The 18,659-nt window shown below is 66.5% G+C and carries 14 protein-coding genes; 4 read left to right on the plus strand and 10 right to left on the minus strand.

Annotation, left to right across the window (positions count from 1 at the left end; all coding sequences use genetic code 11):
- Positions 1-9: 9 nt before the first annotated feature.
- Positions 10-381: a hypothetical protein gene (locus FHS96_RS06985; RefSeq protein WP_429588750.1), complete on the plus strand. Its 372-nt coding sequence runs from the start codon at positions 10-12 to the stop codon at positions 379-381.
- Between the two features lie 67 nt (positions 382-448).
- Here the strand turns inward: FHS96_RS06985 and FHS96_RS06990 are convergent, their stop codons facing one another.
- The 10 genes from FHS96_RS06990 to FHS96_RS07035 form a co-directional block, all read right to left on the minus strand.
- On the minus strand, positions 449-1,657 hold the full coding sequence (locus FHS96_RS06990; protein ID WP_429588751.1) for an ABC transporter permease: 1,209 nt from the start codon (positions 1,655-1,657) through the stop codon (positions 449-451).
- The gene (locus FHS96_RS06995) at positions 1,657-2,361 is read right to left on the minus strand and encodes an ABC transporter ATP-binding protein (protein WP_429588752.1); all 705 of its coding nucleotides are present in this window, start codon (positions 2,359-2,361) and stop codon (positions 1,657-1,659) included. The genes FHS96_RS06990 and FHS96_RS06995 overlap by 1 nt, the downstream gene beginning before the upstream one ends.
- 4 nt (positions 2,362-2,365) lie before the next feature.
- Positions 2,366-3,781, minus strand: coding sequence for an efflux RND transporter periplasmic adaptor subunit (locus FHS96_RS07000; RefSeq protein WP_429588753.1), 1,416 nt, complete (start codon positions 3,779-3,781; stop codon positions 2,366-2,368).
- Positions 3,778-5,193: an efflux transporter outer membrane subunit gene (locus FHS96_RS07005; RefSeq protein ID WP_429588754.1), complete on the minus strand. Its 1,416-nt coding sequence runs from the start codon at positions 5,191-5,193 to the stop codon at positions 3,778-3,780. The genes FHS96_RS07000 and FHS96_RS07005 overlap by 4 nt, the downstream gene beginning before the upstream one ends.
- Positions 5,194-5,439: 246 nt before the next feature.
- Complete coding sequence (locus FHS96_RS07010) at positions 5,440-7,437, minus strand: acetyl-CoA carboxylase biotin carboxylase subunit (RefSeq protein ID WP_429588755.1); 1,998 nt, start codon at positions 7,435-7,437, stop codon at positions 5,440-5,442.
- 11 nt (positions 7,438-7,448) lie between these two features.
- Positions 7,449-8,498 carry a biotin synthase BioB gene (bioB, locus tag FHS96_RS07015; protein WP_429588756.1) on the minus strand — a complete coding sequence of 350 codons (1,050 nt, stop codon included), beginning with the start codon at positions 8,496-8,498 and terminating at the stop codon, positions 7,449-7,451.
- Positions 8,495-10,651: a methylmalonyl-CoA mutase gene (scpA, locus tag FHS96_RS07020; protein WP_429588757.1), complete on the minus strand. Its 2,157-nt coding sequence runs from the start codon at positions 10,649-10,651 to the stop codon at positions 8,495-8,497. The genes bioB and scpA overlap by 4 nt, the downstream gene beginning before the upstream one ends.
- Before the next feature lie 23 nt (positions 10,652-10,674).
- The gene (locus tag FHS96_RS07025; protein WP_429588758.1) at positions 10,675-11,451 is read right to left on the minus strand and encodes an enoyl-CoA hydratase-related protein; all 777 of its coding nucleotides are present in this window, start codon (positions 11,449-11,451) and stop codon (positions 10,675-10,677) included.
- Positions 11,448-11,888: a methylmalonyl-CoA epimerase gene (mce, locus tag FHS96_RS07030; RefSeq protein ID WP_429588759.1), complete on the minus strand. Its 441-nt coding sequence runs from the start codon at positions 11,886-11,888 to the stop codon at positions 11,448-11,450. The genes FHS96_RS07025 and mce overlap by 4 nt, the downstream gene beginning before the upstream one ends.
- A gap of 349 nt (positions 11,889-12,237) precedes the next feature.
- A complete protein-coding gene (locus tag FHS96_RS07035) occupies positions 12,238-13,770 on the minus strand; it encodes an acyl-CoA carboxylase subunit beta (protein WP_429588760.1) in 1,533 nt (510 codons plus the stop codon).
- A gap of 168 nt (positions 13,771-13,938) precedes the next feature.
- Here FHS96_RS07035 and FHS96_RS07040 point away from each other — a divergent pair, with 168 nt between their 5' ends.
- The 3 genes from FHS96_RS07040 to FHS96_RS07050 all read left to right on the plus strand — a co-directional run bounded on the left by FHS96_RS07040 (position 13,939) and on the right by FHS96_RS07050 (position 18,642).
- Positions 13,939-15,300 carry a helix-turn-helix domain-containing protein gene (locus tag FHS96_RS07040; RefSeq protein WP_429588761.1) on the plus strand — a complete coding sequence of 454 codons (1,362 nt, stop codon included), beginning with the start codon at positions 13,939-13,941 and terminating at the stop codon, positions 15,298-15,300.
- 179 nt (positions 15,301-15,479) lie between these two features.
- On the plus strand, positions 15,480-17,435 hold the full coding sequence (gene acs, locus FHS96_RS07045) for an acetate--CoA ligase (protein WP_429588762.1): 1,956 nt from the start codon (positions 15,480-15,482) through the stop codon (positions 17,433-17,435).
- A gap of 376 nt (positions 17,436-17,811) precedes the next feature.
- Positions 17,812-18,642, plus strand: a complete 831-nt coding sequence (locus FHS96_RS07050; RefSeq protein ID WP_429588763.1) for an alpha/beta fold hydrolase — start codon at positions 17,812-17,814, stop codon at positions 18,640-18,642.
- Positions 18,643-18,659 lie beyond the last annotated feature (17 nt).

Genomic DNA, 18,659 nt, shown 5'->3' on the forward strand with positions numbered 1-18,659 from the left:
GGGTTTTCCATGCAGAACGACAATCCCATCCTGACCTTTTTTGCGTGGTGGAACGGCGCCATGGCCGGCCCAGCTCCGCTGCAGGCGGAAGGATTCGCGCGCTTCTTCCACGATGACGGTCAACTCATCGTCAACGGCAATTTGCGCGCCAGCAGCCCGGAACAGATGGCCGTCCACTATCAGGCGATCGCCGATCGGTTGGACCTGGTCGAAATGGTGCTGCCGGTCGAGGAAAGCTTCGCCACCGAGAGCCGCGCCTTCGTGCATTGCCGCACCCGCGCGCGTGCCGGCGAAACCGAGAGCGCCGAGGAAGCCATGGCCTACGCCGTGATCGACGGCGGCAAGATGCGCCTGCTGCGTGTGGTCTCGCTCTCGGTCTGATCGCTTCGCCACGGCCACGGTACGATAGCGGCGAGCGTGGCCGTCCCTGCCCCTATTCCGGCTGCCCTCATTCGTGCCGCAGGGCGTCGATCGGGTTGAGCCCCGCCGCACGGCGCGCCGGGAAATAGCCGAATACCACGCCGATCACCGCCGAGATCGCAAAGGCGATCAGGTTGATCTGCGCATCGAACATCCATTTCACCTGCATCAGCGGGGCCAGCACCGCGACCGCGACCTGTGCGATCAGCAGGCCGGCGATGCCGCCCAGGCATGACAGCACCACCGCCTCCACCAGGAACTGCATCAGCACTTCGCGCGCGACCGCGCCGATCGCGAGGCGGATGCCGATCTCGCGCGTCCGCTCGGTCACCGAGACAAGCATGATGTTCATGATGCCGATGCCGCCGACCAACAGGCTGATTGCGGCCACCGCAGCGACGATGCGGGTCAGCAGGGTCGTCGTGCCAGTCAGCGTGTCGCTGATCTGCTTGGTGTCGAAGATGTTGAAATCGTCCTGCTTGCCGCCGCTGATCCGCCGGCGCTCTCGCAGCAGATCGGTCAGGCTGTCCTGCACGGTCGCGGTCGAATAGGCCTGGTCGACGCCGACGAGGATCAGGCGAATGTCCTGATTGCCGGTGAAGCGCCGCTGCACCGCCTTGATCGGCATCAGCACGATATCGTCCTGGTCGCCGCCGAACCCGGCCTGCCCGCGCGTCGACAGCACGCCGATGACGTCGCAGGAAATCCCGCCGATGCGGAAGCGCTGGCCGACGGCACTGCCGCCGCGGAACAGGTTCTTGCTGACCGTGGCGCCGATGACGCACACCGCCTTGCCGGCCTGCTCTTCCGCCGGCGTGAACAGCCGTCCCTCGGTCAGCGGCCAGGGCTGCACCTCGAAATAGGCCGAAGTCGTGCCGTTGACCGTCGTCGACCAGTTCGCGCCTTCGTAGATCGCCGTCCCCGTCGTCTGCGCCTGCGGCGCGACCGCGGTCACGCCCGCAACCTGATTGGCAATCGCGTCGATATCGGACGGATCGAAATCGGGCGGTCGCGGCCCGCCACCCCCGCGGCCGAAACCCTGGCCCGGGCGGATCTGCAGGATGTTGGTGCCGAGTGCGGAGATCTGCTCCTGCACTGCCGAGGTCGTGGCATTGCCGAGCGTCACCATCGTCACCACGGCACCGACACCGATGACGATGCCGAGCACGGTGAGGAAAGACCGCAGCAGATGCCGCCGGATCGACCGCAGCGCGAGGATGAGCGTGGTGCCGAACATCAGTCCCCCCCTCGCGCGTTCGTCTCGATCCGCTCTACCAGGCCATCCTTGAAATGCACGATGGTATGCGCATACGCCGCCATATCGGGCTCATGCGTCACCATCAGCACGGTGATGCCGCTGTTCTGGTTGAGGTCGGTCAGCAGTTGCATGATCTCTACCGATCGCTCGGAATCGAGATTGCCGGTCGGCTCGTCGGCAAGCAGCACGTCGGGATGCGTCACGATTGCGCGGGCGATCGCCACGCGCTGCTGCTGGCCGCCGGAAAGCTCGGCGGGGGTGTGATCCCACCAGTCCTTCAACCCCACCTTGTCGAGCGCTGCCATCGCCAGGTCGTGCCGCGCCTGCTTGGCATCGCCGCGATACAGCAATGGCAGTTCGACATTCTCCAGCGCGGTGGTGCGCGCCAGCAAATTGAAGCCCTGGAACACGAAGCCGAGATATTTCCGGCGCAGCAGCGCACGCTGATCGCGATCGAGCGTCTCGACATGGACGCCACGGAACAGGAACTCGCCGCCGCTAGGCACGTCGAGGCAGCCCAGCATGTTCATCGTCGTCGATTTGCCCGACCCCGAAGGGCCCATCACCGCGACGAAATCGCCGGCGGCAATGTCGAGGTCGACGCCCTTCAGCGCCTGGAACGCGGTCGGCCCCTCGCCATAGGTTTTGGTGACGCCGCGAAGGCGGATCAGCGGTTCAGCCATCGGCTCAGCGCCCGCCACCGCCGCCGCCCCGCCGGCCGCCGCCAGCGCCGCCCTGCCCAGCCGCAGCCGGTGCCTCGGTTCCCGCGGCGAGTTGCCCGGTGATCACTTCCATGCCCGGCTTCAATTCGCCGCCGGTCACTTCGGTCACGGCACCGTTGGTATCGCCGGTGGTCACCTTGATCGCACGCGGCTGGCCGTCCTCGCCCTTCACATAGATCGTCTGTTGCGCACCGCGGCCGACGGTTACGGAGCGTTCCGCACCACTGCTGCGCCCGCCACGCGGCCGGCGCGGCACGATCGCGCTCGTGATGCCACCACCGCCGCCTGCAGCGGCCCCATCGCCGGCGGCCGGACGGAACCGCAGCGCCGCGTTGGGGACGAGCAGCACATTCTTCTTGGTCACCGTGACGATGTCCGCAGTCGCCGTCATGCCGGGACGCAGCAGCAGCTCGGGGTTGGAGACCGACAACGCCGCCGTATAGGCGACCACCGCGGAGGTGGAGGCTGTCGAGGACGACGAGGAACTTGTCGTATCGCTGGCATTGGCCCCGACATCGACCCGCGTCACCTTCGCCGGGAAGCTGCGGCCCGGGAAGGCATCGACCGCGAAATTGGCGTCCTGGCCTTCCTTGACCTGGCCGACATCGGCCTCGTCCACCTTCACCTCGAGCTCCATCTGCGAGAGATCCTCGGCGATCTGGAACAGCACCGGCGCGTTGAACGATGCGGCGACAGTCTGGCCGGGCTCGATCTGCCGCGACAGCACGACGCCGTTGACCGGGGACACGATGAAGGCGCGTGACCGCTGCGTCTGGTTGGACGAAAGCTGCGCATTGGCCTGCGCCACCGCCGCCTGCGCCGTTCGAACGCTCGCATTCGCCTGTGCAACCTGCGCGCGCGCATTGTCGAGCTCGGTCTTCGCCGGCACGCGGCCGCCGGAGAGCCGCGAGACTTCCTCAAGCCGCGCGAGATTGGCGCGCGCGAGCTGCGCGGAGGCCTGCGCCTGCGCGATCTGCGCCTGGCCGGACTGGACCTGCGCTCGGCTCTGAGTGATTGCATCGTCCAGCCGCGCGAGATCGAGCTTGGCGAGCACCTGCCCCTTCTTCACCCGATCATTGTTGTCGACATAGACATCGGTGATCAGGCCCGACAGTTCGGAGCCGACCTCCACCTGCACCGTCGGCTGGAGGTTGCCCGTCGCCGAAACGGTCACGGTAAGATCGCCGTTCGCCACCTTCTGCGACGCATAGCGCGGCGCATCGTCGCCACCGAAGCAGCGCGCGAGCAGCAGCAAGGCGATGATCAGGACGACAGCGAGGCCGCCGCGCACTGCCCATTTGCGCCATTTCGGCTGCGGCTTCACACCCAGAAACGCGTCGACCGACTGGCCGGTGGAGGATTGCGCGTTGGCGTCATTCATGATGCTGTTCCGATTGACGAGTCGAGCGGCTGCCAGCCGCCGCCGAGGGCGAGATAAAGTTGGACGAGCGCCTGCGCCTGCGCCGACTGCGCCTGGGTCAACCCATCACGCGCGGACAGCAGGGAGCGCTCGGCTTCGAGCAGGGTCTGGAAATCGGTCAGGCCGGCGCGATACTGGCTGCGCGCATAGATCGCCGCCGCCTGCGATGCATCGAGTTGGACGCGCAACGCCTCCTGCCGGGCCTTGGCGGTGCGCAGCGCGACGAGGCCATTCTCGACATCCTCTAGGCCGGTCAGCACCGTCTGCTTGTAGGTCGCGAAGGCGCCATCGGCCGCGGCACGCTGGCTGCGCACCTGCGCCCTGGCATTGCCGCCATCGAAGATGAGCTGCGACAGCGAGGCGAACAGGCCGCCGGTGATGACGTCGGCAAGGCTGCCGAGCGACAGTGCGGAGGTGCCGACATTGCCGCTGATGCCGAGCCGTGGGTAAAGCTGCGCCTGCGCCACGCCGATCCGGGCAGTCGCCGCCGCAAGGTTGCGCTCCGCCCGGCGGACGTCGGGCCGGTTGCGCAGCGTATCGGCAGGGATGCCGACCGCGATGCTCTCCGGCCCCTGCGGGATGCCCCGCGCCTGCGTCAGCAGCGCGTTGACGGCACCGGGCGCCTGCCCCGTCAGCACGGAGAGGCGATTGGCGGCGCTGGCGAAGCTCTGCTCAAGCGTCGGGATGGTCGCGGCGGTCTGCGCACGTTGGGCGCGCGCCTGCTCCTGGTCGATCGCCGAGACCAGCCCGGCCTGCACCCGGAAGCCGGCGATTTCGAGATTATCGTCCTGCGTCGCCAGCGTGTCCCGCGCGATCGCCAGCCGCGCCTGCGCAGCACGCGCGGTCACATAGTTGAGCGCGACCTCGGCGGCGATCGCCGTCCGCACGTCCTCCATGTCGTAGCCGCTCGCGGCCAGATCGGCGCGCGACGCCTCGACCGAACGGCCGATGCCGCCGAACAGGTCGAGCTGCCATGAAGCGTCCGCACCGACCGAAAAACTGCTGGTGTCGGCACGGCCGGAATCGAAGTTGCGCCCGGCCCCCGCCGAACCGCTGACCGTCGGTGCATATTGGCTGCGGGCCTGGATCAGCGCTTCACGCGCCTGCCGCAGCCGGGTCGCCGCGACTGCGATGTCGAGATTGCCCGACAGCGCCTGGTCGACCAGCCCTGTCATTACCGGATCGTCGAACCCCGTCCACCAGGTCGACAGATCCTGGGACGCGGCGGCATCCGCCTCCGGCGTGCTGTACCGCTCGGGCACGCCCAGATCGGCGCTCGTGGTGGGGCGATAATCCGGCCCCACCTGGCAGCCGGCCAGCGCAGCCAGCGCCAGCGCGCCGCCGATTGCCCGTGATGTCGTACCCAAACCCATCCTTGTGTCCGTTATCCTGCCGCAACGAGTGAGCGCCCAACGTCTGAATGGCGAAGGCGGTGGCAGGCAGAAACAGGAAAATTGTCGCAATTTGTAAGAGATGTTTCAGAGTGTGGCTGGCGAGATATCGCGATCAACCTACTGAAAACAGGCGAATAACAGCGACGCCCGCGCTGCCGGGCGGCAGCGCGGGCGGACACAAGTCGCGACATATTGGGACGAAAATGAGCAGCAGACGAGCTGCCCTCACTCCATCTCGAGAATCACCGCATCCACCGCCAGGCTCTCGCCCTTGGCGGCCGACACGCTCTTTACCACCCCGGCCTTCTCGGCACGCAGGATGTTTTCCATCTTCATCGCCTCGACCACCGCGAGCGGCTGACCGGCTTCCACCTTGTCGCCCGCACTCACATGAAGCTGCACCAGCAGCCCCGGCATGGGGCACAGCAGGAACTTGGACAGATCAGGCGGCACCTTCTCGATCATGTGCCGCGAGAGTTCGGCGACATGCGGCTTGAGCACCGTCGCACGGTGCGAGGCGCCATGGCTGTTGAGCCGCCAGCCGCGCCTGTCGACCGCCACCTTGACGACCAGCGAGCGCGGGCCGATCGCGCCGTCGAACAGCTGCTGGCCGTTGACCCACTGCTCGGAAATCGCCTCGCGCGGGCCGCCATCCACCTCGACCACCCAATTGCCGGTGGCGTGGCTCAGATGGACGCGATGCTCGGCGCTGCCGATCCGCACCACCCAGTCGCCGGGCACCGGCACGTCGCCGTTGAGCTGCCCGTCGATCTGCACCGCGCGCAGCGCCTGATGGTGCTGCGCCAGCGCCGCCACCGCGGCGAGGTCCGCGACCAGCGCCGGCGTCGCGGGGGCGCCGGTGAAGCCTTCGGGATATTCCTCGGCGATGAAGCCCGTCGTCAGCGCGCCCGATCGGAAGCGCGGGTGCTGCATTAGCGCGGAGAGGAAATCGATATTGTGCCCCGGCCCTTCGAGCACGAAGCGGTCGAGCGCCGCCACCTGCTTGTCCGCCGCCTCGTCGCGGGTCTTCCCATAGGTCACCAGCTTGGCGATCATCGGATCGTAGAAGATGCTGACCTCGCCGCCCTCGGCAACGCCATCGTCCACCCGCACGCCATCGCCCTCGGCTGGCGGGCGATAGCGGACGAGCCGGCCGGTCGAGGGCAGGAAGCCGCGATACGGATCCTCGGCATAGACGCGGTTCTCGATCGCCCAGCCGGTCAACGTCACATCATCCTGGCCGAAGCCCAGTTTCTCGCCATTGGCGACGCGGATCATCTGCTCGACCAGGTCGAGCCCGGTGACGCATTCGGTCACCGGATGCTCCACCTGCAGCCGGGTGTTCATCTCGAGGAAGTAGAAGCCCTGCCCCGTCGCGTCGGCGCCGCTGACGATCAGTTCGACCGTGCCCGCCGAATAATAGCCCACCGCCCGCGCCAGCGCGACCGCCTGCTCGCCCATCGCCTTGCGCATCTCGGGCGTGACGAAGGGCGACGGCGCCTCTTCCACGACCTTCTGGTGCCGGCGCTGGATCGAGCATTCGCGCTCGCCGAGATAGACGATATTGCCATGCTGGTCGCCCAGCACCTGGATTTCGATGTGGCGCGGGCTCTCGATGAACTTCTCGATGAACACGCGATCGTCGCCGAAGCTGTTGAGCCCCTCGCGCTTGGTCGCCTCGAAGCCCTCGCGCACATCCTTCTCGGAATAGGCGAGCCGCATGCCCTTGCCGCCGCCGCCGGCCGAGGCCTTCATCATCACCGGATAGCCGATATCATTGGCGATCTTCACCGCCTCGTCGGTATCGGCAATCTCGCCGAGATAGCCGGGGACGACGTTGACCCCGGCTTCCTTCGCCAGCTTCTTTGACTCGATCTTGTCGCCCATCGCGGTGATCGCGCCCACCGGCGGGCCGACGAAGATGATCCCTTCCCTCGCCAGCGCCTCGGCAAAGCTCGTCCGCTCGGAAAGGAAGCCATAGCCCGGATGCACCGCATCCGCGCCGGTTGCCTTGCAGGCCGCGATGATCTTGTCGGCGATCAGATAGGATTCGCTCGCCGGGGACGGGCCGATATGCACCGCCTCGTCCGCCATCTCGACATGCGGCGCGCGCGCGTCCGCATCCGAATAGACCGCGACGGTGGCGATGCCCATCTTGCGCGCGGTGCGGATCACACGGCAGGCGATCTCGCCGCGATTGGCGATCAGGATCTTCTTGATCAAGCGTCTCTCCCCTATTCGGCTGCCTCGGCGACGCACATCGGCTCGGCCGCCGCCATGGGCTTTACGCCCAGCCTGGCGAACAAGGCGGCATCCGCATTGTCGCCGGCATTGGCGGTGGTCAGCAGCCTGTCACCGGTGAAGATGGAATTGGCGCCGGCCATGAAGCACAGCGCCTGCGTCGAATCCGACATGCTCTCCCGCCCGGCCGAAAGCCGGACCATCGACCGCGGCATGGTGATGCGCGCGACCGCAACGGTGCGGACGAACTCGATCTCGTCGATCTTCGCCAGCGGCGTATCGGCCAGCATGTCGCCCAGCACGGTGCCCTTCACCGGCACCAGCGCGTTGACCGGCACGCTCTCGGGATGGCGCGGCAAGGTCGCCAGCGCATGGACGAAGCCGACGCGATCGGCGCGGGTCTCGCCCATGCCGACGATGCCGCCCGAACACACGTTGATGCCCGCGCTGCGCACATTCTCCAGCGTTTCGAGCCGGTCGTCGAAGGTCCGCGTCGTGATGACGTTTGCGTAATTCTCGGGGCTCGTATCGATATTGTGGTTGTAATAGTCGAGCCCGGCCTCGCTGAGCTGCGCGGCCTGGCTTGGCGTCAGCATGCCCAGCGTCATGCAGGTTTCCATGCCCATCGCACGAACGCCCTTCACCATCTCGACGATGGCGGGCATGTCGCGATCCTTGGGGTTGCGCCACGCCGCACCCATGCAGAAGCGCGACGAGCCATTGTCCTTCGCCTGCGCCGCCGACTGCAGCACCGCGCGGACGTCCATCAGCTTCGACGCCTTAAGATCGGTGTCGGCCCCTGCGGACTGGTTGCAATAGCCGCAATCCTCCGGGCAGCCGCCGGTCTTGATCGACAGCAATGTCGAAAGCTGGACCTCGCCGGGCCGGTGGTTGGCGCGGTGGACGGTCTGCGCCTGGAACATCAGTTCGTGAAACGGCAGATCGAACAGCGCCGCGATTTCGTCACGAGACCAGTCGTTCCGCAACTCCGCTCCCGCTTGCGGGAAGGGCTGCACGGCATGGGTCTCAACGGAACAGGTCATTCTGCGGCCTCTTCATAATCGGCAGGGGGCATGTTGTGGCCAAGCAGGCGCAGCACGTCTGCCGCGCACTCGACCACATTGGATCCCGGCCCATAGATGCCCTGAACGCCGGCCTCACGCAGAAAATCATAATCCTGCGGCGGAATGACCCCGCCCGCGATCACCTTCACATCCTGCCGCCCGCGCGCGCGCAGCAGGTTGATGAGCTCGGGAATCAATGTCTTGTGCCCCGCCGCCAGCGACGAGGCGCCGATCACGTCGACGCCGCTGTCGAGCGCCAGCACCACCGTTTCCTCCGGCGTCTGGAACAGCGGGCCGGAGACGATCTCGAACCCCATGTCGCCGAACGCCGAGGCGATCACATTGGCGCCGCGGTCATGCCCGTCCTGCCCCATCTTGGCGATCATCACCTTGGGCTTGCGGCCCATCCGCCGCTCGACCGCAGCGACGCCATCGACCACCTGCTTCCAGCGGCTGTCATCCTTGTAGGGCGCGGCATAGACGCCCTTCACCGGCGTCGGCACGGTGCCATAGCGATCGAAGCTCACCTCCATCGCCGCCGAGATCTCGCCCAACGTCGCGCGCGCCCGCGCAGCATCGACCGCGAGTGCCAGCAGATTGTTCTCGACGCTCGAAGGCTCGGCCGCGCCCCGGCGCAGCGCATCCAGCGCAGCGCGGCACGCGGCATCGTCGCGGCTCGCCTTCACCCGGTTGATCCGCGCGATCTGCGCCTCGCGCACCTTGGTGTTGTCCACCTCCAGCGTCTCGAGCAGATCCTCGTTGGCGAGGCGATATTTGTTGACGCCGACGATCACATCCTCGCCGCGATCGACCCGCGCCTGGCGCGCGGCGGCGGCTTCCTCGATCATCGCCTTGGGCCAGCCCGCGGCGACCGCCTTGGCCATGCCGCCATCGGCCTCGACCTTCTCGATGATCGCCCAGGCCTTGTCGACCAGTTCCTGCGTCAGCGCCTCGATGTAATACGAGCCACCGAGCGGATCGACGACCTTGGTCATCCCCGTCTCTTCCTGGATCACGATCTGGGTGTTGCGCGCGATCCGGGCTGAAAAGTCGGTGGGCAGCGCGATCGCCTCGTCGAGCGCGTTGGTGTGGAGCGACTGAGTGCCCCCCAGCATCGCCGCCATCGCCTCGATCGTGGTGCGGATCACATTGTTGTACGGATCCTGCTCGGTCAGCGACACGCCCGAGGTCTGGCAGTGCGTGCGCAGCATCTTCGAGCGCTCGTCCTTCGCGCCGAGATTGGTCATCACCCGGTGCCACAGCACCCGCGCCGCGCGCAGCTTGGCGATCTCCATGAAGAAGTTCATGCCGATCGCGAAAAAGAAGCTCAGCCGCCCGGCGAACTTGTCGATGTCGAGTCCCGAGGCAACGCCGTAGCGAACATATTCGGCACCGTCCGCGATCGTGAACGCCAGTTCCTGCACCTGCGTCGCCCCGGCTTCCTGCATATGGTAGCCGGAGATCGAAATGCTGTTGAATTTCGGCATGTTACGCGAAGTATATCCGAAAATATCGGAGATGATTCGCATGCTCGGCTCGGGCGGGTAGATATAGGTGTTGCGGACCATGAACTCCTTGAGGATGTCGTTCTGGATGGTCCCGTCGAGCTGCGCGGTCGGCACGCCCTGTTCCTCGCCGGCGACGATGAAGAAGGCGAGGATCGGGATCACCGCGCCGTTCATCGTCATCGAGACGGACATCTGGTCGAGCGGAATGCCTTCGAACAGGATCTTCATGTCCTCGACGCTGTCGATCGCGACCCCGGCCTTGCCGACATCGCCAACCACGCGCGGATGGTCGCTGTCATAGCCGCGGTGCGTCGCCAGATCGAACGCGACCGACAAGCCCTTCTGCCCCGCCGCCAGATTGCGGCGATAGAAGTCGTTGGATTCCTCCGCGGTCGAGAAGCCGGCATACTGGCGGATCGTCCAGGGCCGCCCCGCATACATGCTCGCGCGCACGCCGCGGGTGAAGGGCGCGAAGCCCGGCAGCCCCGGATCGACCGAAACATCATCCTGTGTATACAGAGGTTTAACAGCAATACCTTCCGGCGTTTGCCAGGTCAGGTCTTTGCCCTTCACCTCCTTGGCGGCGGCGGCTTCCCAGCCTGCCATGGTCGGCTTGTCGGTCATGTCGCTTCTTTCCCTCGGGGTGCTCAGCGCCCCTTGAACTCCGGCTTGCGCTTCTCGGTGAAGGCCAGCACACCCTCAAGGAAGTCGGCGCTGCGGCCAGCAACGTGCTGGTTGGCGGCTTCGACCGCGAGCGTTTCCGTCAGCGTGCCGTCGAGCGCCACGCCCACCTGCTTGCGGATCATGCCCAGCGCCAATGTCGGCATCGCGGCTAGCTTGGCCGCCAGCGCCTGCGCGGTTTCCAGCAACGCCTCATCATCGACAACGCGCGTCACCAGCCCGGCGTCGCGGGCATCCTCGGCGCTCATCCGTTCGCCCAGCAGCGCCATTTCCAGCACCTTGGCGCGGCCCGCGCCCTTGGCGATCAGCCAGGTCGCGCCGGCATCGGGCACCAGCCCGATATTGGCGAAGGCGAGCAGCAGATAGGCGGAGCGCGCCATCACGATGATGTCGCCCGACAGCGCCAGCGAGGCACCCGCGCCTGCTGCCGGCCCGTTGATCGCGCTGACGATCGGGATCGGCAGCGAGGCCATTAGCTCGACCAGCGGGTGATAATGGGTTTCGAGCAACTGGCCGAGATCGGGGATGCCGGTGGTGATGTCGCCAAGCTCGGCGCCCGAACAGAACGCGCGGCCCTCCCCGGTGATCAGCACCGCGCGCGCGCCGTCGCTCACCGCGCGCTGGAAGCCGCGGCGCAGGTCGTCGAGCAGGTCCGGCGTGATCGCGTTCAGCCGGTCCGGCCGGTTGAGCCGGATCGTGGCGATGTCGTCGGCCACCGCATAGAGGATGAGCGCGTCGCTCAATGCCCCTCTCCCTTCGGGCTTTCCATGATCTCGGTCAGGATTCCCCCCATATCCTTGGGGTGGACGAAAAAGATCGGCGTGCCATGCGCGCCGATGCGCGGCTCGCCCAGCACCTTGGCGCCCTTCGCCTCGAACCAGGCCTTGGCCTCGTGAATGTCGGGCACCTCATAGCAGATATGGTGCTGGCCGCCGGCGGGGTTCTTCGCGAGGAAGCCACTGACCGCCGATTTCTCGCCCAGCGGTTCGATCAACTCGATCTGCGTGCCCGCGGTGCCGCCCTCCCCCGGCGTATCGACGAAGCACACCTTCACGCCCTGCGCCGGCAGGTCGAACGGATCGTGGATCTTCGTCGCCCCCATCACGTCGCGATAGAAGGCGATGCTGTTCTCGATCGACGGCGTCGCGACGCCGACATGGTTGAGACGGCCGAGTTTCATGCAATCGCTCCCATCAATGTCCGGCATCCTGTTCCGTCATTGCGACCATAGGCGCTCACCTTGGCTCTCTCCCGCCTTCGCGGGCTAAGGTATTCACATCTGCGCCGGCGCCGCGAAAAGCCCTCTCCCGCACTTCGCGGGAGAGGGTTGGGTGAGGGCGCGAGCGAAGCGAGCATTCTTCTGCACCGAAGCATCCGCAAACGCAGAGCCCGAAGAACAAGATGCCTCGCTTCGCTCGGCCCCTCACCCAACCCTCTCCCGCGAAGTGCGGGAGAGGGCTTAAAGGCAGCGATCGTTGATAGATTCGTGCCCATAGGCAAGAGGCTGTCAGGCTGAGGCATCGCCATTATCACAGCGGAATATTGTCGTGCTTCTTCCACGGGTTTTCGAGCTGCTTGTTGCGCAGCTTGCGAAGCCCCAGCGCGATGCGCTTGCGCGTCGAATGCGGCATGATCACCTCGTCGATGAAGCCCTTCGATGCCGCCACGAACGGGTTGGCGAAGCGATCCTCATATTCCTTGGTACGCGCCGCGATCTTCTCCGGATCCTTGATGTCCTGCCGGAAGATGATCTCCACCGCGCCCTTGGCGCCCATCACCGCGATCTCGGCGGTCGGCCACGCATAGTTGAGGTCGCCGCGCAGATGCTTGGACGACATCACGTCATAGGCGCCGCCATAGGCCTTGCGGGTGATCACCGTGATCTTGGGCACCGTCGCCTCGGCATAGGCGAACAGCAGCTTGGCGCCATGCTTGATGATGCCCGAATGTTCCTGGCCCACGCCCGGCAGGAAGCCCGGCACGTCGACGAAAGTGATGATCGGGATCTCGAATGCGTCGCAGAAGCGCACGAAGCGCGCCGCCTTCTTGGACGAGTTGATGTCGAGGCAGCCCGCCAGCACCATCGGCTGGTTGGCGACGACGCCGACGGTGCGGCCCTCGACGCGGCCGAAGCCGATGATGATGTTGCCTGCATGCGCCGGCTGCAGTTCGAAGAAATCGCCTTCGTCCAGCACCTTCCGGATCAGCTCGTGCATGTCGTAGGGCTGGTTGGCGCTCACCGGGATCAACGTGTCCAAGCTGTGCTCCATCCGGTCCCAGGGATCGTCGGTCGGCCGCGCGGGCACCGCCTCGCGATTGGAGGCCGGCAGGAAATCGATGAAGTCGCGCGCCGCCAGCAGCGCATCGATGTCGTTCTCGAACGCCACGTCCGCCACCGACGATTTGGTGGTGTGGGTGATCGCGCCGCCCAGTTCCTCCTGGGTGACGATCTCGTTGGTGACGGTCTTCACCACGTCCGGCCCCGTCACGAACATGTAGGAACTGTCCTTCACCATGAAGATGAAGTCGGTCATCGCCGGCGAATAGACCGCGCCGCCCGCGCACGGACCCATGATCAGCGAAAGCTGCGGCACCACGCCGGAGGCGAGCACGTTGCGCTGGAACACCTCGGCATAGCCGGCAAGGCTGGCGACGCCTTCCTGGATGCGCGCGCCGCCGCTGTCGTTGAGGCCGATCACCGGCGCGCCGACCTTCATCGCCATGTCCATGATCTTGCAGATCTTGGTCGCGTGCCGCTCCGAAAGCGCACCGCCGAACACGGTGAAATCCTGGCTGAACACATAGACCAGCCGGCCGTTGATCGTGCCGGATCCGGTGACGACGCCGTCGCCGGGGATTTTGTTGTCCTGCATGCCGAAATCGACGCAGTTGTGCTCGACATACATGTCGAGTTCCTCGAACGAATCCTCGTCGAGCAGCACCTCGACGCGCTCGCGCGCGGTGAGCTTGCCCTTGGCGTGTTGCGCGTCGATCCGCCGCTGCCCGCCGCCCATGCGCGCCGCGGCACGCTTCGCTTCGAGCTTCTCGATGATCTCCAGCATCGCTTCCCCTTGGAATTGCGGCAACAGAAGGCTGCCCTTTCATCTTTTCGCACCATCGGGCAAATGTGAATTTGCAAAATTGCGAAGCGAAGGTTTGCAAAGTCTGTGAACGAGGAAGCACGGTTATCCGCGAGACGGCGCCATTTCGTAGGGGCACGGCTGCGTGCCTTGCGGATTCGCGAGGGGCTGGGGCAGGCCGTGATGGCGGCGCGGCTCGACCTTTCGGTCAGCTATCTCTCGCAATTGGAGAATGACGATCGCCCGCTGACCCCGGCGGTGGTCGCCCGGCTGGCCGCCGCCTTCCCGCTCGACTGGCGCATCTTCGACGCCGATGATGCCGATCGCCGCGCCGCCGCGCTCCGCGAGGCGATCGCCGATCCGCTGTTCGATGGCGCCCCGCCGCCCGCGGACGCGCTCCACCGCGCCGCCACGCAGCAACCCGTGCTGACCGATCGGTTCATGACCTTGCACGCTGCCTATCGGCGCGCCGAGGAACGCTTGCAGATCATCGACGACGCGATCTCCTCAGGTGTCCAGGGCAGCGAACGCCTGCCGTGGGAAGAGGTTCGCGACTGGTTTCATGAGGCCGGCAACTATATCGATCCGATCGACCGTGCCGCCGAGGCGCTCGCCGCCGAACTGGGCGGGAACGCCTCCGAAGCCGCGATCGTCGCACGGCTCGCCGAGCGCCACGGGATCAGGCTGGTGCCGCCGTCCGACGACGCACCCTTGCGCCGGCTCGACCGCGCCGCCGGCACGCTCGCCATCGATCGCGCGCTGCCGCCCGAAAGCCGCCGCTTCATGCTCGCGCTGCAACTCGCCGCGATCGAACTGGTCGAACCGATCGGTGCGGTCGCGGGATCGGCGCGGTTGCGGTCGGCGGTCGCCGAGAACATCCTCGCTTCGGGGCTCGCCAATTATGCGGCGGGCGCACTGCTGATGCCCTACGAGGCATTCCGCAGCACCGCCCGCGCAATGCGGCACGATATCGACCGGCTGCGGCAGGGCTTCGGCGTCAGCTTCGAGCAGGCCTGCCACCGCCTGTCGACGCTCCAGCGCCCCGGCGCGCGCGGCATTCCCTTCTTCTTCTGTCGCGTCGACATGGCCGGCAACATCACCAAGCGCCACTCCGCCACCCGCCTGCAATTCGCGCGTTTCGGGGGCGCCTGCCCGCTGTGGATCGTGCATGAGGCGGTGGCGATCCCCGATCGCATCCTCGTACAGCTCGCCGAGACCCCCGACGGCGTGCGCTACGTGTCGATGGCGAAGGGGCTGGTGAAGCCCAGCGGCAGCTATGCCCGCGCGCCGCGGCGCTACGCGGTCGCGCTGGGGTGCGAGGCGGAACATGCGGCCGAGTTCATCTACGCCGACGGGCTCGATATCGCCTCCACGACGGCGGCGACGCCGATCGGCATTTCCTGCCGGCTGTGCCCGCGCGAGGATTGCGACCAGCGCGCCTTTCCGCCCGCCGATCGCAGCATCCTGGTGGATCCGGATGTGCGCGAAATTGTCCCCTATCGCGTGACTTGAGGGGACTTAAAGGGGCGTTAGGGGGACTTAGGGGGTGTTGGGGGTGTGTTGGCGGTTGGCCCGGGGGCTGCCCGCCGCAAGAATGAGAATAGCGCCCGCTTGCCCCTTCCCCCGCGCGGCACCTTTTGGCACATCGGCGGCCCCGGCTTATGCCAGCCAAGAGAGAGGATGCCGCAACGATGGCCGATCCCGACCTGTTTCCCGTCCCCACCGAATGGGCCGAGGGCGCCCGCGTGGATGCGGCAGCCTATGCCGATCTCCACGCCCGCTCGCTGGCGGACCCGGAGGGGTTCTGGCTGGAGAAGGCGGGGCGGCTGGACTGGATCACGGCGCCGACGGTGGCAGGCGACTGGTCTTTCGCGGAGGATGATTTCCACATCCGTTGGTTCGCCGATGGCGTCCTCAACGTCTCGGTCAATTGCGTCGACCGACATCTCGCGACCCGCGCCGAGCAGACTGCGATCCTCTGGGAGCCGGATGATCCTTCGGCCGAGCCGCGCCGCTATACCTATGCCCAGCTTCATGCCGAGGTCTGCCGCTTCGCCAATGTGCTGAAGGCGGCGGGCGCGAAGAGGGGCGATCGCATCACCGTCTATCTGCCGATGATCCCCGAGGCGGCGTTCGCACTGCTCGCCTGCGCGCGGATCGGCGCCGTCCATTCGGTGGTGTTCGGCGGCTTCTCGCCGGAGGCGCTGGCCGGCCGCATCACCGACTGCGACAGCAACATCGTGGTGACGAGCGACTGCGGTCGCCGCGGCGGCAAGCAGGTGCCGCTCAAGGCCAATGTCGACGCCGCGCTTCATCACTGCACCAGCGTGCAATCGGTGGTGGTGATCAAGGCCACCGGCGCCGAGGTGCCGATGACCGAAGGCCGCGACATCTGGTATCATGAGGCGGCGGAAACCGTCCCCGCCGAGTGCGCGCCCGAGCCGATGAAGGCGGAGGATCCGCTGTTCATCCTCTACACCTCCGGCTCCACCGGCAAGCCCAAGGGCGTGCTCCACACCACCGGCGGCTATCTGCTGTGGGCGAGCTACACCCACGAACTCTGCTTCGACTATCGCGCCGGCGACATCTGGTGGTGCGCCGCCGATATCGGCTGGGTCACCGGCCACACCTATATCGTCTATGGCCCGCTCGCGAATGGCGCGACGACTTTGATGTATGAAGGTGTGCCCAACTGGCCGACCCCGTCGCGGATTTGGGAGGTCTGCGACCGGCATCAGGTCCACACCGTCTTCACCGCCCCCACCGCGCTGCGTGCGCTGATGAAGGAAGGTGACGAATTCGTCACAAGAACCAGCCGCACGTCATTGAAACTGCTCGGGACGGTCGGTGAACCGATCAACCCCGAGGCATGGCGCTGGTATCATGAGGTTGTCGGCGAAGGCCGCTGCCCGATCATCGACACATGGTGGCAGACCGAGACCGGCGGCGCGATGATCGCGCCGATGCCGGGCGCGACCGACCTCAAGCCGGGCTCGGCGACCAAGCCGATGCCCGCGGTCGATCCCCAGATCGTCGATGCCGAAGGCAAGGTGCTGGAGGGCGCCGCCGAGGGCAATCTCGTCATCGCCGGATCCTGGCCCGGCCAGATGCGCACCGTGTGGGGCGATCATGCGCGCTTCTTCCAGACCTATTTCACCACCTATCGCGGCAAATACACCACCGGCGACGGCGCCCGCCGCGATGCCGACGGCTATTACTGGATCACCGGCCGCGTCGACGACGTCATCAACGTCTCGGGTCACCGCATGGGCACCGCCGAGGTGGAGAGCGCACTCGTCCTCCACGCCAAGGTCGCCGAGGCCGCCGTCGTCGGCATGCCGCACGATCTCAAGGGCCAGGGCATCTATGCCTATGTGACCCTGAACGCCGGCGAGGAAGCGTCGGACGCGCTGCGGCAGGATCTGGTGAAGTGGGTGCGCATGGAGATCGGCCCGATCGCCACGCCCGATGCGATCCAGTTCGCCCCCGCCCTCCCCAAGACCCGCTCGGGCAAGATCATGCGCCGCATCCTGCGCAAGATCGCCGAGGGCGAGGTTTCGGCCCAGGCCCTGGGTGACACGTCGACATTGGCCGATCCGTCGGTGGTGGACGATCTCGTCGCGAACCGGGTCATGAAGGCGGCTTGACGTTGAACCGCCGCTCCCGGGCGGCGGTCGCGTACTATTCTCCCCTATCCCGCGATTCACGGTGGCGCTGGTCCCGTGTAGGCGCGGGCCGCGCAGGAGCTCGATTGGCGTCAGCCGATGGGGCTCCGACTCCGCTCGGAGGCAGGGGAGCAATATGGCAGGTCGAATTTCACTGTAACCTTTGTCACCTTCGCGCCCTCCGCGCCTTTGCGATCGGGCTCGATCCACATTTTTTCCGTCCAACCAGCCCGCGCCGAACCATCACTGTCGCTGCGTCGACGCCAAATGGTCATCGCGCCGTCGCTTGGGCGGCGGAGGAACGGGGGCCGCAGCGCGGCGTTGCGCTGACGACCCTTTTCCCCAAGGAGATGATCCCATGGCCTATGTCGAAACCCGCGACGGCACCGAGCTCTATGTCAAGGAATGGGGCGAAGGCCGGCCGATCATCCTGATCCACGGCTGGCCGCTGTCGGCGGACAGCTGGGACGATCAGTCGCTGGCGCTGGCCGAGGCCGGTTTTCGCGCGATCGCCTATGACCGCCGCGGCTTCGGCCGTTCCGAGCAGCCGGCGCATGGCTATGATTATGACACGCTGGCCGACGATCTCGCCGACGTGATGGAAGCGATGGATGCCGAGGACGGTGCCGCCCTCGTCGGCTTCTCGATGGGCGGCGGTGAGGTCGCGCGCTACATGACCCGCCATGAGGGCGCGGGCGTCGAGCAGGCCGCGCTGATCGCCGCAGTCACCCCCTTCCTGCTGCAGACCGAAGACAATCCCGATGGCGCTCCGGCGAGCGTGTTCGAGGAGATCAAGGCCGGCATCAGGGCCGACCGCCCCGGCTTCTTCAAGGGCTTCATGCGCGATTTCTATGGCGTCGGCGCGCTCGGCGCGGCGGTCGGCAGCCATGAAGGGCTCGTCGAATGGTCCGTTCAGCTCGCGATGCAGGGCGGCCTGCTGCCCACGCTGGCCTGTGTCGATTCCTGGTCTCGCACCGATTTCCGGCAGGAGATGAGCGCGTTCGAGGTGCCTACGCTCGTCATGCACGGCACCGCCGATGCCACCGTGCCGATCGCGCTGGCCGGCCGCAAGGCCGCAGCGATGATCGCCAACAGCGAACTGCTGGAGATCGACGGTGGCCCGCACGGCCTGCTTGCCACGCACAAGGATGAGGTCTCGGCGGCGCTGATCCGCTTCCTGCGCGCCTGATCCAAGGCGAGCGCGCG

This window comes from Sphingomonas zeicaulis (genome assembly GCF_050433225.1).
Lineage (GTDB): Bacteria > Pseudomonadota > Alphaproteobacteria > Sphingomonadales > Sphingomonadaceae > Sphingomonas_D > Sphingomonas_D zeicaulis.

What these genes read in the sequence shown, in the direction of transcription:
- FHS96_RS06985 (WP_429588750.1), top strand. Translation starts at nt 10, where the DNA reads ATGCAGAACGACAATCCCATCCTGACCTTTTTTGCGTGGTGGAACGGC.
- FHS96_RS06990 (WP_429588751.1), bottom strand. Translation starts at nt 1,657, where the DNA reads ATGTTCGGCACCACGCTCATCCTCGCGCTGCGGTCGATCCGGCGGCAT.
- FHS96_RS06995 (WP_429588752.1), bottom strand. Translation starts at nt 2,361, where the DNA reads ATGGCTGAACCGCTGATCCGCCTTCGCGGCGTCACCAAAACCTATGGC.
- FHS96_RS07000 (WP_429588753.1), bottom strand. Translation starts at nt 3,781, where the DNA reads ATGAATGACGCCAACGCGCAATCCTCCACCGGCCAGTCGGTCGACGCG.
- FHS96_RS07005 (WP_429588754.1), bottom strand. Translation starts at nt 5,193, where the DNA reads ATGGGTTTGGGTACGACATCACGGGCAATCGGCGGCGCGCTGGCGCTG.
- bioB (WP_429588756.1), bottom strand. Translation starts at nt 8,498, where the DNA reads ATGACCTGTTCCGTTGAGACCCATGCCGTGCAGCCCTTCCCGCAAGCG.
- scpA (WP_429588757.1), bottom strand. Translation starts at nt 10,651, where the DNA reads ATGACCGACAAGCCGACCATGGCAGGCTGGGAAGCCGCCGCCGCCAAG.
- mce (WP_429588759.1), bottom strand. Translation starts at nt 11,888, where the DNA reads ATGAAACTCGGCCGTCTCAACCATGTCGGCGTCGCGACGCCGTCGATC.
- FHS96_RS07035 (WP_429588760.1), bottom strand. Translation starts at nt 13,770, where the DNA reads ATGCTGGAGATCATCGAGAAGCTCGAAGCGAAGCGTGCCGCGGCGCGC.
- acs (WP_429588762.1), top strand. Translation starts at nt 15,480, where the DNA reads ATGGCCGATCCCGACCTGTTTCCCGTCCCCACCGAATGGGCCGAGGGC.
- FHS96_RS07050 (WP_429588763.1), top strand. Translation starts at nt 17,812, where the DNA reads ATGGCCTATGTCGAAACCCGCGACGGCACCGAGCTCTATGTCAAGGAA.